Consider the following 14118-nt stretch of genomic DNA (forward strand, 5'->3'; position numbering starts at 1 on the left):
CCGCTATGCGGTGCGACGCTCGGCGAGAACCTCGAGAGCCAGATGCACGTCGGCGACGTCCCGGGGGGAACGCAACGAACAACCCAACAGCTCTTCGACTCGTTTCACGCGGTGCCGCACGGTGTTCGGGTGCAGATTCAGCTCCCGCGCAGTGCGCCCCACGTCCAGTTCGCGTGCCAGGTGAAGCACGAGAAAGTCCATCAGGTCCTCGTGTCCGTCGAGCAACGGTGCCAGAACGGCGGTAGCTCGTGTGAGCGCCGCTTCCGGATCGCGAGCCGCCAGCAGCCAGTCGGCGAGACCGACGTCCTCGAAGCGTTGGGCGGCACGTCCGCGGCGCTCGGCGGCCCGCCACGCCCAGCGTGCCTCACGCAACTTCTCGGGACCACGCGTGGGGTCGGTGAACGGTTCGCTCGCTCCACACCTCAATCCCTGTGGAAGGTTGGCGGACCACGATTCGAAGGCCTCCGCTCCAGCAGGGACCACACCGACGAGACCCCCCTCGCTCCGGGCGAGCAGCAGCGTGAGCCCCAGATCGCGAGCCAGACCGGACACGTCCGCCTCGACGGCCTCGAGCAGGGAGTTCGCCCGGAACACCCATCGACGGTTGTCGTACTCCGGAGCAGCGGACAGAACCAGTAGGCGCACGTCGGGATCCGGGCCGAACCGCAGCATCTCCAACTGTTCCAGGACGGTATCGGCGTGGGCCGGGTCGCCCGAGACGAGCGCACGCACCAGTGCGGTGTGGCGCGCGCGGTTCTCCACGGTAGCTCGCTGACGGGTGCGCTCGATGGTGTTGAGCAGCCTCAGCGACACTTCGACGGCAGGGTCGGTGAGGGGGTCGCTGAGTTCGTTCGTCTTGGAGGCGAGAGCCAACCAGTAGTACTGGTCGCCGGGTGAGATGGAGTGAGCACTCACCGCCCATCGACCCACCCTGAACAGCAACCGCCCCTCCCGGCCGCGAAGTTGATTGCGGATCAGGTGCACCGGCGCGCCGCCGGCCGAGGCGACGACATCCCCGACCTCGTTGTAGAGGATCACGCTGCTGCGGAGCAGGCCGGCGAGTCGGGCGACGAGGTCGGCCTCGGGAGCCTCGGCGGTCATCGCCTCGAGCAGGTGGTTCTGCATCTGCAGCGTGCGTCGTAGCAGCATCGAGTCCTGCGCTTGCACCGCCGCTCCGACGCGCCCGACCACCTCCATGAACGGCAGTTCCGACGGAATCGCCACGACGGCGAATCGATGGCGCTCGGCCTCGTCGAGCAGGGACCGTGGAATGTCCTCGGTGATCACTCCTACGCCGTACCCCAGTGCGGTGATGCCCGCCCCGACGAGTTCGCGGATCAGTTCGCGGTAGGCCGGCTGTGGGTGCTCGAGGGCCGGAAAGCGTGAACCGGTGGTGAGCATCATCGAACCCGGTTGCAACCATCGGGTCGGGTTCTCGATCTCGATCGGGTGTGCCCCGGTGATTCCGACATTCGGGTCGGCATCGGTGACCAGCCGGAGCCCGAGATCGGGTTCGAGCAGGAGGTCGACGAGCCGGAAACGGTCGGGAAGCATGTCCGTGATCTTCTCCCCGTACTGTGAAAATCTCCAATGAATCGTGGAGCTCGATTCACTTCTTCCAATTGATGGGTTGTCGACCAGGTCGAATACTGGGTCCACCCCAACCAGGAGTATGACGATGATCACATCTCGCAATCCTTACCTGCGCGTCGCCGTGGACGTCGGCGGCACTTTCACGGACGTGTGCATCTTCGACGAGAAAGCATCGACCACACGGATCGCGAAGGTCCCTTCCACCCCGGACGATCCCATGCGTGCCGTCGTCGACGGTGTGCGTGCCGCGGGCGTCGACCTGAGCGAGGTGACCCTGTTCTCGCACGGCACCACCGTTGCCACCAACGCGCTCATCACCCGCAACTTCCCGCCGGCCGCCCTCGTCACCACCCGCGGATTCCGCGACGTACTCGAAATCCGCGACGGCACCAAGGACGAGCTGTGGGACACGTACGTCGATGTCGGCCCCCCTTACATACGCCGCCGTGACCGTTACGAAGTCACCGAACGCATCGACTACGCCGGCGAGGTCGTCACCCCACTCGACGAAGCAGAAGTCCGCGAGATCGCCCGCATCCTGCGCCGCAAGGACATCAAGACCGTGGCGGTGTGCCTGATCAACAGCTACGTCAACAGTGATCACGAACAGCGCGTACGAGCCCTGCTCGAAGCCGAACTGCCCGACGTCACCGTCTCGACCTCCAGCGAGATCCTCCCCGAGATCTTCGAATACGACCGCGCCTCGACCACCGTCGCCAACGCCGTGCTCGCCCCGCTGGTCAGCGGATACGTCAACCGCTTGGAAGCGCAACTGCGCACCGACGGATACGAGGGTGATCTACTGCTGCTCCACTCGGGCGGCGGTTCCATGACCCCTGCGATGGTGGAGAAGTATCCGGTTCGGCTCGCAGCCTCGGGCATCGCCGCCGGCGCGATCGCCGTGGCCGACATCGCGACGCGCTGCGGGTACCCCAACGCGATCGGCCTGGACATGGGTGGCACCAGTACCGACATCTCCCTCGTCTACGACGGCGAGGTCCGCACCACCAAGCAGTGGCAGGTCGAGTACGGCTTCCCCATCTCATTCCCCAGCATCGAGGTGCTCACGATCGGTGCCGGTGGTGGATCGTTGGCCTGGCTCGACGAAGCGGGTTCGTTGCGCAACGGCCCGCAGTCCGCCGGCGCCTCCCCCGGCCCGGCCTGCTATCTGCGCGGCGGCACCGAACCGACCAACACCGACGCCAACGTGCTGCTCGGCCGACTGGGCACCGCCCTCATCGGCGGTGGACTCAGCCTCGACGTGGCGGCAGCGGAGAACGCGATCAAACAGACCGTGGCAGGACCGCTCGGTCTCGACGCGGACACCGCGGCGAGCAACATCATCCAGGTCGCCAATGCGAACATGGCAGATGCCGTGCGGCTGTTGTCGATTCGTCGAGGATACGATCCCCGCGACTTCGTTCTCGTCGTCTGCGGCGGCGCAGGCGCCCTGCACGGCGCGGCCCTCGCGAAGGAACTGTCGATTCCGACCGTCGTGGTGCCGCCGCACCCGGGCATCACCTCGGCGCAAGGGTGCCTGCTCGTCGACATCCGGCACGATCTGTCGGCGATGTTCCAGGGCCGCGTGGACGACATCGACACGACAGCGCTCGAACGCGAGTTCCTGCGCCTCGAACAGGAAGGCACGCAACGACTGCGCCACGAGGGCGTCGCACCCGAACGCATGGTTCTCGACCGTCACATCAGCATGCGCTACGCCGGTCAGTGGCGATCGCTGACCGTCGCCGCCGGCAGCGGTCCCGGCTTCCTCGACGAGGCCGTCGAACGATTCCACGAGGAACACGAACGGGACTACTCGTTCCGGCGCGACGACACCCCGGTGGAGATCTACCAGATCGGCCTGCGCGCAGTGGGCACCACACCGAAGCCGAAGTTCCCGCATGCCGGCGAGCCCACCACGGCCGAACCGGTAGCGGTGGAACGGCGCAGCGTCTATTTCGACGAAGCACAGCGCCGGCTCGACACGCCCGTCTTCGACCGTGACACGCTCGGGTTCGGTACGCGCATTCCGGGCCCCGCCGTGATCACCCAGCTCGACTCCACCACCGTTGTCCCACCCGGGACCACCGCCACCATCGACGAGTGGGCGAACATCCGCATCGACATCCAGGAGTCCTGATGACCACCCCGTCCACCACCCTCGATCCGGTCACCTTCGAGGTCCTCAAGAACGCGTTCGCCACCTCGGTCGATCTGATGTCCGAGCAGATCCTGCGCACCTGCTACTCGTTCGTCATCTACTCGCGGGACTTCTCCTCCGCGCTCTGCGACGCCGAGGGCAACACCGTCATGCAGGGCAGCCAGGACATCGCCGTTCACGTCGGCACGCTCCACTTCCAGTGCAAGGCCGTACTGGACGAATTCGGCTCCGACATCAACCCCGGCGACATCTTCATGGTCAACGACCCCTATCGCGGCGGCACCCACCTCAACGACGTCAGCTTCATCCGGCCCATCTTCGCGGACGATGTCCTCATCGCCTTCGCTCAGAACAAAGGGCACTGGGCCGATATCGGCGGCAGTGTGCCGGGATCCTTCGACGTCACTGCCACCGAACACTTCGGTGAAGGTCTGCGGATCACCCCGGTGCGGGTGTGGCACGAGGGCCGGTTCCTCGCCGACGTCGCGAAGCTCCTCGTCGCGAACACGCGGTCGCCGGAGATCAGCATGGGCGATCTGCACGCCCAGGCCGAGGCGACGGGGATATGCGAACGCGAGATCCTTCGCCTTGTGGACAAATACGGTCGCGGCACCGTCACCGAGGCCATGCATGAGGTCCAGAACTACGTCGAACGCATCGTCCGCAGCCGGGTCGCCGATCTCCCCGACGGCACCTGGACCACCGAGGACTACCTCGACTCCGATCCCGCGCGTCCCGAGGGCCTCGTCCCGATCCGGGTCACCATGACCATCGAGGGAGATCAACTCAGCTACGACCTGACGGGTAGCGCACCTGCCGTCGCGAGCTTCCTCAACAGCGGTTACGGCACCGCATTCTCCGGAATCATGGCGGGCACCAAGTCGTTCTTCCCCGATGTCCCGTTGAATTCGGGACTGTACAACGCGATTCACACCGAACTCGGGCCCGAGGGCACCGTCGTCAACGCAGGCTGGCCGCATGCGGTGACCGGGTTCTGTTCCGGCCCCTACGAGAAGATCATGAACGCGATCTTCGAACTGTGGTCGAAAGTCGTGCCCTCCCGGGGCATCGCCTGTTCGTTCAACCTCGAGTACCTCCTCGTCGGTGGGCGCGACGCCCGAACCGAGGAGCGCCCCTTCTTCATGTGGTACGACTGGATGGCCGGCGGCTGGGGTGGCCGAAACTCGAAGGACGGATCGAGCGCCACCGCACCGGTGTTCGGCATCGGTCTTGCCGTCCAGCCTTGCGAAGGACAAGAACGCCTCACCCCCGTGCTCACCACCGAGCACGCCATCATCACCGACTCCGGCGGACCGGGCGAGTACCGCGGCGGATGCGGCCTGTCCAAGGGCGGTGTCCTCACCGACAGCGACAACAGCGTGATGTCCTACTGCTGCGACCGCTCCCGCTCGGTCACCTGGGGAATCGAAGGGGGCCTACCGTCCATTCCCCATGGGGTCTGGCTCAACCGGGGCACACCCGAGGAACGCTTCCTCGGATCCGTGTTCTCGAACGTTCCTGTGCAGTCCGGTGATTCGTTCGACAGGCCGTCGGCCGGCGGAGGCGGATACGGGGATCCCCTGCGACGGGATCCGGAGTCCGTGCTCGAAGACGTGATCGACGGATACGTCTCCCTCGAGCGCGCCGCCCTCGACTACGGCGTCGTCGTCGTGCCGGTGGACCCCGAGATCGACCGTTACGAACTCGACCGGGACGCCACCGAACGAACCCGCACGGCGATCCGCCGGTCGCGCGAGGGTTGGCTGGACGAAGAACCCGAGTCCGTCGCCGCACGCTACCGCAGCGGTGAGTTGTCCATGCTCGACCTCGTACGGCGTTACGGCGTGATCGTCGACTGGGGAACCGGTGAGCTGCTGCCCACCACCACCACACAGTTCCGCGACCTGCTCCGAACTCGTTCTGTCGCGCACTGGTCCTGACGAGGACGGGGCGGACCGGTGGTCCGGCCCGCCCCGTCCCGAGTCCGGACAGGCGCAGATCCGGCGATGTCTCCGGACGAGGCGTGGCGCATCGGGCGAGCAATCGCCCCTGCGGCCAGGCGACATCGATCGGTTGTACAGCATGGACATGTCGCAGATCACATCGTGTTCGTAGTGTTCTCCCAATCGAACGTGAGCGCTGCCGGCACACCGGAACCGGTAACCCGATTGCGCCGTACACCAGGTTTCGAAGGGAGTGCCGTGCACACCGATTCATCGGCCGATAGGTCCGATACCCTCGGTCACGCTTTGAAGAGACGTCATCTCACCATGTTGTCGATGGGCGGGGTGATCGGGGCGGGATTCTTCGTCGGCATCAGCGCCATCATCGGCCAAGCGGGCCCCGGGGCCATCCTCACCTGCCTGATCTGTGGACTCATCGTCTTCCTGGTCATGCGGATGCTCGGTGAGATGGCCGTCGCCAAGCCGTGCACCGGGTCGTTCACCGAATACGCCCGCGACGCCATGGGCAATTGGGCGGGCTTCGCAACGGGCTGGCTGTTCTGGTACTTCTGGGTGGTCGTTGTCGGAATCGAGGCGGTGGTCGGAGCCACCTTGCTCGGTCGCTGGTTCCCCGGCGTTCCGTTGTGGCTGATGGCGGCCGGCCTACTGTTGCTGATGACCGTGGTGAACCTGTTGTCGGTCGGCAACTTCGGTGAGGCGGAGTACTGGTTCGCCGGGATCAAGGTCGCGGTCATCATCGCCTTCCTCGTCCTGGCCGGCCTCTACGTGTCGGGTATCTGGCCGGGAGCCGATCTGTCCTTCGAGAATCTGACTGCCCACGGCGGTTTCCTGCCGAACGGTTTCACTCCTGTCCTCGTCGGTGTCGTCGCCGTCATCTTCTCGATGACGGGAGCAGAGCTGGTGACGATCGCCGCAGCCGAATCGAAGGAACCTGCCGCGGCGATCCGCCGCGCTACCAGCACGGTGGTGTTCCGGATCCTGGCGTTCTTCGTCGGCGCCACATTCTTGCTCGTCACCATGCTGCCGTGGGACAGCTACGTCGTCGGAGAATCCCCGTTCGTCTCCGCCCTCGATGTACTGGGTGTCCCCGGCGCAGCCGAAATCCTCAACTTCGTCGTTCTCGTCGCCGTGCTCTCCTGCTTGAACTCCGGGCTCTACACGGCCTCGCGAATGTTGTTCGTACTCGGCGCCCACGGTGACGCTCCTGCCTGGATGACATCCGTCAATTCCCGCGGCGTGCCACTGAAGGGGGTGCTGTCGTGCACCTTCATCGGCTATATATGTATCGCTGCCGCCTACCTCTGGCCCGAGACGATCTTCCTGTATCTGGTCACCTCGTCGGGCGCGATCTGCCTGTTCGTCTACATCCTGATCTGCCTGTCCGAGCTGGTATTACGCCGCCGATGGGAACGCACATCTCCGGAGATCCTGCAGTTCCGGGTGTGGCTCTACCCCGTCCTGCCCATCGTGGTCACCGTCGCCATCGCTGCGATCCTCGTGGGAATGTGGTTTACCGGTGCCCGTCCGGAACTGGTGCAGTCGCTGATCGCGTTCGCCGTGATCATCGCTGCATATCATCTCAAGACCAGGTACCGGCGTCGACGGGATTCTGCACGAGATCCCTCACCCGGGGAAGCCTCCTGGGCCCGCGCGATGCATGTCGCCCCGACGCTCCGAGACCCGCGAACACACCCCATCAGGGCCCGATTCGAAGCCGATTCCGGAGAAGAATCCTCCGGCCCTGATCGTGAATCCTCGGAGTACGAGCTCGACATGCCACCGAACAACATCGTGAAGTGACTCGCCGGCAACCCATTTCCGAAACAGATCGGTCATCCCGCACAGACACATTCGAACCACCCGAGCAGCGCGGCCCGGGAAGTCCCTCGACGGACTTCCCGGGCCGCGGTCGACAGCGATCATCGACCTCCGGTCAGTGGGTTGCCAGCGCTACCCGTCGCTGCTCGTCCACCGGGACTCCCCCACCCGAACCGAAGTCGATTCTGACGTGATGCACAGTGCCGGAGAATGCGAAACGGTCTCGGCGAGCGATCTCCTCGGCCACCGGGCTACCGCGATCGATACCGATATCGAGCTGTTCGTTCATCGAGAAGATCGCCCGCGCAGTGCGTTCGACGCGCCCATCGGCAACGGCGACACCGTCGACCAGCAGTGTCACTCGGCCACCCTTACCGATGCCTCCACCGTCGTACTCGAAATGCACCGACACCTCGCGCACGTCTTCCGAGAGTGCCGGTCCTCGAACAAAAGTGTGCTCTTTTCCGTTGAAGTTGTAGCAGAACACCGGCCGCGACTCGAGCACATAGAACCCGAATCCGCCGAAACGCCCCCCGATACCGACCAGAATTCCTTCGCACGATGACCCCCGAGTGTCGATCCGGGCGGTCAGCGAGAAGGAACGGTTGAAGAACGAGGGTGCAGCCTTCTCGACCAGTCCCTGCATGTGCGGATACAGCGTCACGGTGCGTCGGCCCGCGAACGGGTGCGGCGGCCGGGAGCTCGGATCCGATCCTCGGCCGACGGTGCGGTCGTCGAGCGGAAGCACCCGATATCGGGCGGCTTCGGTGAGAAAGAGCTGTTTCAAGCGCTCGAGGACGTCCGGATGTTCGTCCGCCAGATCGCGGGCCTGGGACCAATCGGTGGTGGTGTCGTACAACTCCCAGCGGTCCTCGTCGAGGCCGGGCAGTTCGAGACCGTAGGTCGCCATGTGCCAGGGCGCGCGGTGTGCCGTCACCGCCGTCCACCCCTCGTGATAGATACCTCTGTTACCGAAGATCTCGAAGTACTGGGTGACGTGACGTTCCTCGGCCGCCGGGTCGTCGAACGTGTAGTTCATCGCGACACCTTCCATGGGCATCTGGGCGACACCGTCGACCGTGTGCGGCGCCGGAACGCCCGCCGCCTCGAGGATGGTCGGGGTGATATCGACGCAATGGTGCCATTGATGGCGCAGGCCACCTGTGGCGGCAATGCCGGCAGGCCAGTGCACGATCAGCCCGTTACGGGTGCCGCCGTAATGTGAAGCGACCTGCTTGGCCCACTGATAGGGGGTGTCGAGTGCAAGAGCCCACGAAGCCGGGTAATGCGGGTAGCTGGTGGGTGTGCCGAGTTCGTCGAACCGGTCGAGCACGTCCCGCGTAGTGCTCCGGTAGCCGTTCAATTCCGCCAGATAGTTGAACGAACCTTCCAGGCCTCCTTCCGCGGAGGCTCCGTTGTCGCCGAGCATGTACAGGTGTCGCCACGACACGCATCGATCTGATGTTCAACATGGCGGTGTCGGCACTCGCTCTGTACGAGCAGCGTCGCACCGAATTCATATCCGTGCGAGCAGACTTCGACGAGACCGTCGATCGCCTGATCGACATGACCGTCGCCGCCCTGCTCGCAGACGCCACCCACCGGCATCCCGGACACAACGCAACCGGTGATCGCCCGAACCCACCCGACAGGAGCTCCGGTGTCCCCCACGATTTCCTCACGCACAGTTGAAATAGGCTCGCACAAAATCGAATTCGGACCACGCCTGCTACGTCGCACGGCGGGGGAGCACGAGACCGCTCCGTACACGACGGTGCAGGTGGAACCTGTCACCCCGTACATCGGTGCGGTGGTGTCCGGAATAGATCTGCGCAGCCCGGAAACCGAACAGATCGACGAGTTGCGCAGAGCCCTGCTGGAGTGGAAGGTGCTGTTCTTCCGGAATCAGCACATCACCGCAGAACAGCACCGCGATTTCGCTCGCCACTGGGGAGAACTCGAGGTGCATCCGCTGCTTCCCCAGGGGGAGGTTCCGGAAGTGGTGCATTTCGAACGCAGCCAGGACAATCCGGGTACGGAGAACATCTGGCATGTGGATGTCACCTGGCAGAAACGACCTCCGCTCGGCTCCGTTCTGCGGGCGCTGGAAGTTCCGCCGGCCGGTGGCGACACGCTGTGGGCGGACATGGGAAATGCCTACGACTGTCTCCCGGACGAGATCAAAGAACGGATCGACGGACTCGAAGCAGTACACGATTTCGTTCCGTCGTTCGGCCGCAGCATGACTCCGGAGCGACTCGAACAGATGAAGGAACAGTACCCTCCGGTACGGCACCCCATCGTACGGACGCACCCCGAGACCGGACGTAAGACCCTGTTCGTCAACAGTCTGTTCACCACCCACATTCCCGACATCGATCCGGTCGAAGGCGACCGACTGCTCCAGCAGTTGTTCGATCAGGCCAAGGTTCCCGACTTCCAGTGCCGGTTCCGCTGGGCACCCGACTCGATTGCCTTCTGGGACAACCGAGCCACCCAGCACTACGCCGCCAGCGACTATTTCCCTCACCGACGAGTCATGGAACGAGTCTCGATCGAAGGCGACATCCCGTTCTGAGCCCTCTCGGCCGGTGCCGCGGAGCCGTGAAGCTCCCGGCACGGGCCGACGGCAGTGCACGGCGACCAGAGCATCATGGACGGATGACGCAACGGAATCCGATGTGACACGTGGACGTCTCCACACTTTCTCCCTGACGCGCAGCCGGGCGATAGCGCAAGCAGTAGTTGGGCGCACACAGATGCGATCCACCCTTGATGACCCGGCGAGGATAACGCTCGTCCCCATCCGACGTCGTTACGCGCGGATTCGACGGAATACAACACGCACGTGCCGATTCGAGGTCACGGCCATCCGCACCGTGGCGCGCGAAGAAGAAGTCCTCGGTCCACTCCCAGACGTTGCCGGCCATGTCCGAGAGCCCGTAACCATTGGGTCCGTACGCTCCCACCGGGGAGGTGCCCACGAATCCGTCCTCCGCGGTGTTCTCCCACGGGAAACGTCCCTGCCACGTGTTCGCACGATAGCGGCCGCGAGGCGTGAATTCGTCCCCCCAGACGAAACGGGCCCGGTCCAGACCGCCCCGCGCCGCATACTCCCACTCCGCCTCCGAGGGCAGTTCTTTACCCGCCCACTGTGCATAGGTCCGGGCGTCGAAGTACGACACATGCGTCACGGGATGACGTTCGCGCCCGGCCAGGTCGCTGCCAGGCCCCTCCGGGTGGCGCCATGAGGCTCCGGGTGTCCACGTCCACCACCTGTGATAGTCATCGAGCGGCACCGGCCCGGACGGGGCGGTGAACACCAGCGAACCCGGCACGAGCAAATGCGGATCGGCGTCGGGATAGTCCTCGGCCCGAGGTGATGTTTCCGCGGTCGTCACGTATCCGGTTGCCTTCACGAACCGTCGGAACTCAGCGACGGTCACCGGATGGGTGTCGATGAAGAATCCGTCGACACGCACCTGATGGACCGGCCGCTCCTCGGGATAGAACTCCTCCGAGCCCATCCAGAACGTGCCGCCGGAGATCCAGGTCATGTTCTTCGGGGGGATACGCACCGACGTCGGAGACCTCATATCGGAAGCTTGTCATCCTGGCATATCTTGCTCGGAGGTCGTCCCACTGGCCGGATAGCCGACCGACCCGGCACCGGCCGGACGATCAGCGCGTCAAGGCTGTGTCGGCCACCGCGTCGAAGGTCCGCACGTGGCGGTGAACGCTGGTGGATTGTCCCGGCTCGCGCCACCTGTCATCTCGGATGACCGCCGCGTCCAGGAGAACGGTGTCCCTGGCCGTGACCAGGAGAGACGTTCACCGTGGAGAACTTCCCCCACTACCCTCGGCTGTTAGGTTCGGCATACCTTAGACTTTTTCGGTGTTCAGCTCCCCCATACTCGACGAGCGTCCCGGCGTGCGCTTCGTACGTCGGCTGCAAGACTTCGGCGACACCCCTGCCTTGATCACGTCGGAGCGGACGGTCACCTACAGCGAACTGGCCGCGCAGGTCCGGCACGAAACGTCCCGGCTCGGCGAGACCCGCCGCCTGGTGCTGCTCGCAGGTGCCAACGAGATCGACGTGATCATCGTCTACCTCGCGGCTCTGCTCGCCGGACATCCGGTGTTGCTGGCGCCGGGCGACAACCCCGTCGCTCTCGAAGGTCTGATCGACGCGTACCGACCCGACGTGGTGGTGCGCAGCATCGACGGGACCGTGGCTGTCGAGGAACGGGGTGACGGTTCCTCACATGTGCTGCACCCCGACCTGGCGCTGCTGTTGAGCACCTCCGGCTCGACCGGTTCCCCGAAACTCGTCCGCCTGTCGCATCGCAACGTGCAGTCCAATGCCGAGTCGATCGCGGACTACCTCGGCATCCGCGGAACCGACCGTGCGGTGACGACATTGCCGATGCATTACTGCTACGGCTTGTCGGTGATCCACAGCCATCTGCTGCGCGGCGCTGCAGTGGTGCTCACGACCCGCTCGGTCACCGATCCGGCGTTCTGGGAGCTGTTCCGGGCACACGGGGGCACCAGCTTCGCCGGCGTGCCCTATACCTTCGATCTGCTCGACCGGTTCGGATTCGACGAACTGGATCTGCCCGACCTGCGCTACATCACGCAGGCCGGCGGGCGACTGTCACCGGATCGTGTCCGCGCCTATGCGCAACTGGGTCGTGAGCGGGGCTGGGACTTCTTCGTCATGTACGGACAGACGGAGGCAACCGCACGGATGGCGTACCTGCCTCCGGAACTCGCCACCGACCATCCGCAGTCGATCGGACGGGCTGTACCCGGGGGCTCCTTCCGCCTCGAGGCGGTACCGGATGCTCCGGACGGCACCGGTGAACTGATCTATACGGGGCCGAACGTGATGCTCGGCTACGCGCACACTCCCGAGGATCTGGGTCTCGGGGACATCCTGGAGGGCGAACTACGAACCGGAGACCTTGCGCGGCAGATCGACGGCGGATTGTACGAGGTGGTGGGCCGGCGCAGCCGATTCGTCAAGCTCTTCGGGCTGCGGCTCGACCTGCAACAGATCGAGTCGACTCTCGCACAGGAGGGCCTGACGGCCTGCTGCGTCGGTGGTACGGACGAAATGATCGTGGCGGTCGAAGGCGCGAGCGATGTCGACGCGGTCCGGTCCGCGAGCGCACGGGCCTGCGGTCTTCCCGTCGCCGCGGTGCGGGTGTGCCTCGTCGACGAACTTCCACGGACCAGCACGGGCAAACCTGACCTTCGGGCGGTGGCCGGGCTGGTCCACGACGCAGCACCCGTTCCGGTGACGACAACGACCACCGTCGTGGACACGGACGCCCTGCGGGCCCTGTATGCCGAGGTGTTGCGCAGTACGCAGGTCACCGACGACAGCTCGTTCGTGAGCCTCGGCGGCGATTCCCTGTCCTATGTGCAGATGTCCCTCCGACTCGAGCGGATGCTCGGCTGTCTTCCCGAGAACTGGCACACCACCGCGATCAAGGATTTCGTACCCGCACCCCGACGACGATGGTGGCGGACGGTCGAGACCAACGTGCTGCTCCGCGCCGTCGCGATCGTGCTCATCGTGGGATCACACATTCGGCTGTTCGGGGCGCTCGGCGGCGCGCATGTGCTCCTCGGGGTCGCCGGCTACAACTTCGCCCGCTTCCATCTCGCCACTCCCCGGACCGAACGGGTACGCCATGTCCTGGGCAGCGTGGCCCGAATCGCCGTCCCCAGCATGCTGTGGCTCGCTGCCGTGATCGCACTGACCGGCGACTATCTCGTGACCAGCGCCTTCTTGCTCAACGGCATTCTCGGACCCGACGGGTGGACGCCGGAATGGCGGTACTGGTTCATCGAAGCGATCGTCTACATCCTGCTCGTCGTCATCGCGGTGTTGTCCATCCCGCTCGTCGATCGCATCGAGCGCAAACACTCGTTCTGGTTCGCCATCGGATTGGTGGGAGTGGGTCTGCTCCCCCGCTACGGCATCGTCGAGCTCGGCGACGGCAACAATCTCATTCTGAGCGCCTCGATGGTCTTCTGGCTGTTCGCCCTGGGTTGGGCCGCCGCCACGGCGACGACCGTGTGGCACCGCGCGGGCGTCACCGCGGTGATCGCAGCCACTGTGCCCGGATACTTCTCCGGCGACCTCCAGCGAGAGCTCCTCGTCATAGGTGGGCTGTGCCTGCTGGTGTGGCTCGACTCCGTTCCCTGCCCACCTGCACTGAGCAGGATCGCAGGGGTGCTGGCAAGCGCATCTCTCTACATCTACCTGACGCACTTCCAGGTGTACCTACCGTTGCGAGAAGACCATCCTTGGCTGGCCTTCGCTCTGTCGATCCTCGTCGGCATTCTCTTCTGGCAAGGAGTGACAGCCGTCCTCTCCCTGCGCCGACGGCTCGGCATCCCGCGATCGAGAGACGACCGGGATCCGATCGTCTCCACCGATAGTTCGTCTCGCACCTCCGCAACCGAGGCACACACAGCCGCCGGCAGCCGGTCGTAGTAAGGCTCGGACTCCGGGAGCGCTACCAGCGAGAGCAGGTGCTACCGAGTCGATCCGGATCGCGAATCCGG

General features: G+C 64.9%; 9 protein-coding genes. 6 read left to right on the top strand and 3 right to left on the bottom strand.

Annotated features, from left to right (window positions below):
- Window positions 1-3: 3 nt before the first annotated feature.
- Window positions 4-1554 carry a PucR family transcriptional regulator gene (locus EQ874_RS20260; protein ID WP_165369290.1) on the bottom strand — a complete coding sequence of 517 codons (1551 nt, stop codon included), beginning with the start codon at window positions 1552-1554 and terminating at the stop codon, window positions 4-6.
- A gap of 118 nt (window positions 1555-1672) precedes the next feature.
- Between EQ874_RS20260 and EQ874_RS20265 the strand changes: the two genes are divergently transcribed.
- From EQ874_RS20265 to EQ874_RS20275, 3 genes are all read left to right on the top strand, one after another.
- Entirely contained in the window at window positions 1673-3733 is a 2061-nt protein-coding gene (locus EQ874_RS20265; protein WP_129977937.1) for a hydantoinase/oxoprolinase family protein, read from the top strand.
- Complete coding sequence (locus EQ874_RS20270) at window positions 3733-5694, top strand: hydantoinase B/oxoprolinase family protein (protein ID WP_064063682.1); 1962 nt, start codon at window positions 3733-3735, stop codon at window positions 5692-5694. The genes EQ874_RS20265 and EQ874_RS20270 overlap by 1 nt, the downstream gene beginning before the upstream one ends.
- Window positions 5695-6033: 339 nt before the next feature.
- Window positions 6034-7518: an amino acid permease gene (locus EQ874_RS20275; protein WP_242496835.1), complete on the top strand. Its 1485-nt coding sequence runs from the start codon at window positions 6034-6036 to the stop codon at window positions 7516-7518.
- Window positions 7519-7651: 133 nt separating this feature from the next.
- Here EQ874_RS20275 and EQ874_RS20280 read toward each other — a convergent pair whose 3' ends face one another.
- On the bottom strand, window positions 7652-8986 hold the full coding sequence (locus EQ874_RS20280; protein ID WP_242496836.1) for a sulfatase-like hydrolase/transferase: 1335 nt from the start codon (window positions 8984-8986) through the stop codon (window positions 7652-7654).
- A gap of 20 nt (window positions 8987-9006) precedes the next feature.
- Between EQ874_RS20280 and EQ874_RS20285 the strand changes: the two genes are divergently transcribed.
- On the top strand, window positions 9007-9228 hold the full coding sequence (locus EQ874_RS20285; protein WP_207213595.1) for a hypothetical protein: 222 nt from the start codon (window positions 9007-9009) through the stop codon (window positions 9226-9228).
- Window positions 9197-10114 carry a TauD/TfdA family dioxygenase gene (locus tag EQ874_RS20290; protein WP_129977938.1) on the top strand — a complete coding sequence of 306 codons (918 nt, stop codon included), beginning with the start codon at window positions 9197-9199 and terminating at the stop codon, window positions 10112-10114. Before EQ874_RS20285 ends, EQ874_RS20290 begins: the two co-directional genes overlap by 32 nt.
- Before the next feature lie 73 nt (window positions 10115-10187).
- On the opposite strand, the gene EQ874_RS20295 is transcribed toward EQ874_RS20290, so the two are convergent.
- Window positions 10188-11093: a formylglycine-generating enzyme family protein gene (locus tag EQ874_RS20295; protein ID WP_172506157.1), complete on the bottom strand. Its 906-nt coding sequence runs from the start codon at window positions 11091-11093 to the stop codon at window positions 10188-10190.
- Between the two features lie 374 nt (window positions 11094-11467).
- Here EQ874_RS20295 and EQ874_RS20300 point away from each other — a divergent pair, with 374 nt between their 5' ends.
- Entirely contained in the window at window positions 11468-14047 is a 2580-nt protein-coding gene (locus tag EQ874_RS20300) for an AMP-binding protein (RefSeq protein ID WP_129977981.1), read from the top strand.
- Window positions 14048-14118: the final 71 nt, after the last annotated feature.

The organism is Rhodococcus sp. Q1 (assembly GCF_004153645.1).
Classification (GTDB): Bacteria; Actinomycetota; Actinomycetes; order Mycobacteriales; family Mycobacteriaceae; genus Rhodococcus; species Rhodococcus gordoniae.

What these genes read in the sequence shown, in the direction of transcription:
- EQ874_RS20260 (WP_165369290.1), bottom strand. Translation starts at nt 1,554, where the DNA reads ATGCTTCCCGACCGTTTCCGGCTCGTCGACCTCCTGCTCGAACCCGAT.
- EQ874_RS20265 (WP_129977937.1), top strand. Translation starts at nt 1,673, where the DNA reads ATGACGATGATCACATCTCGCAATCCTTACCTGCGCGTCGCCGTGGAC.
- EQ874_RS20270 (WP_064063682.1), top strand. Translation starts at nt 3,733, where the DNA reads ATGACCACCCCGTCCACCACCCTCGATCCGGTCACCTTCGAGGTCCTC.
- EQ874_RS20275 (WP_242496835.1), top strand. Translation starts at nt 6,034, where the DNA reads ATGGGCGGGGTGATCGGGGCGGGATTCTTCGTCGGCATCAGCGCCATC.
- EQ874_RS20285 (WP_207213595.1), top strand. Translation starts at nt 9,007, where the DNA reads ATGGCGGTGTCGGCACTCGCTCTGTACGAGCAGCGTCGCACCGAATTC.
- EQ874_RS20295 (WP_172506157.1), bottom strand. Translation starts at nt 11,093, where the DNA reads ATGACCTGGATCTCCGGCGGCACGTTCTGGATGGGCTCGGAGGAGTTC.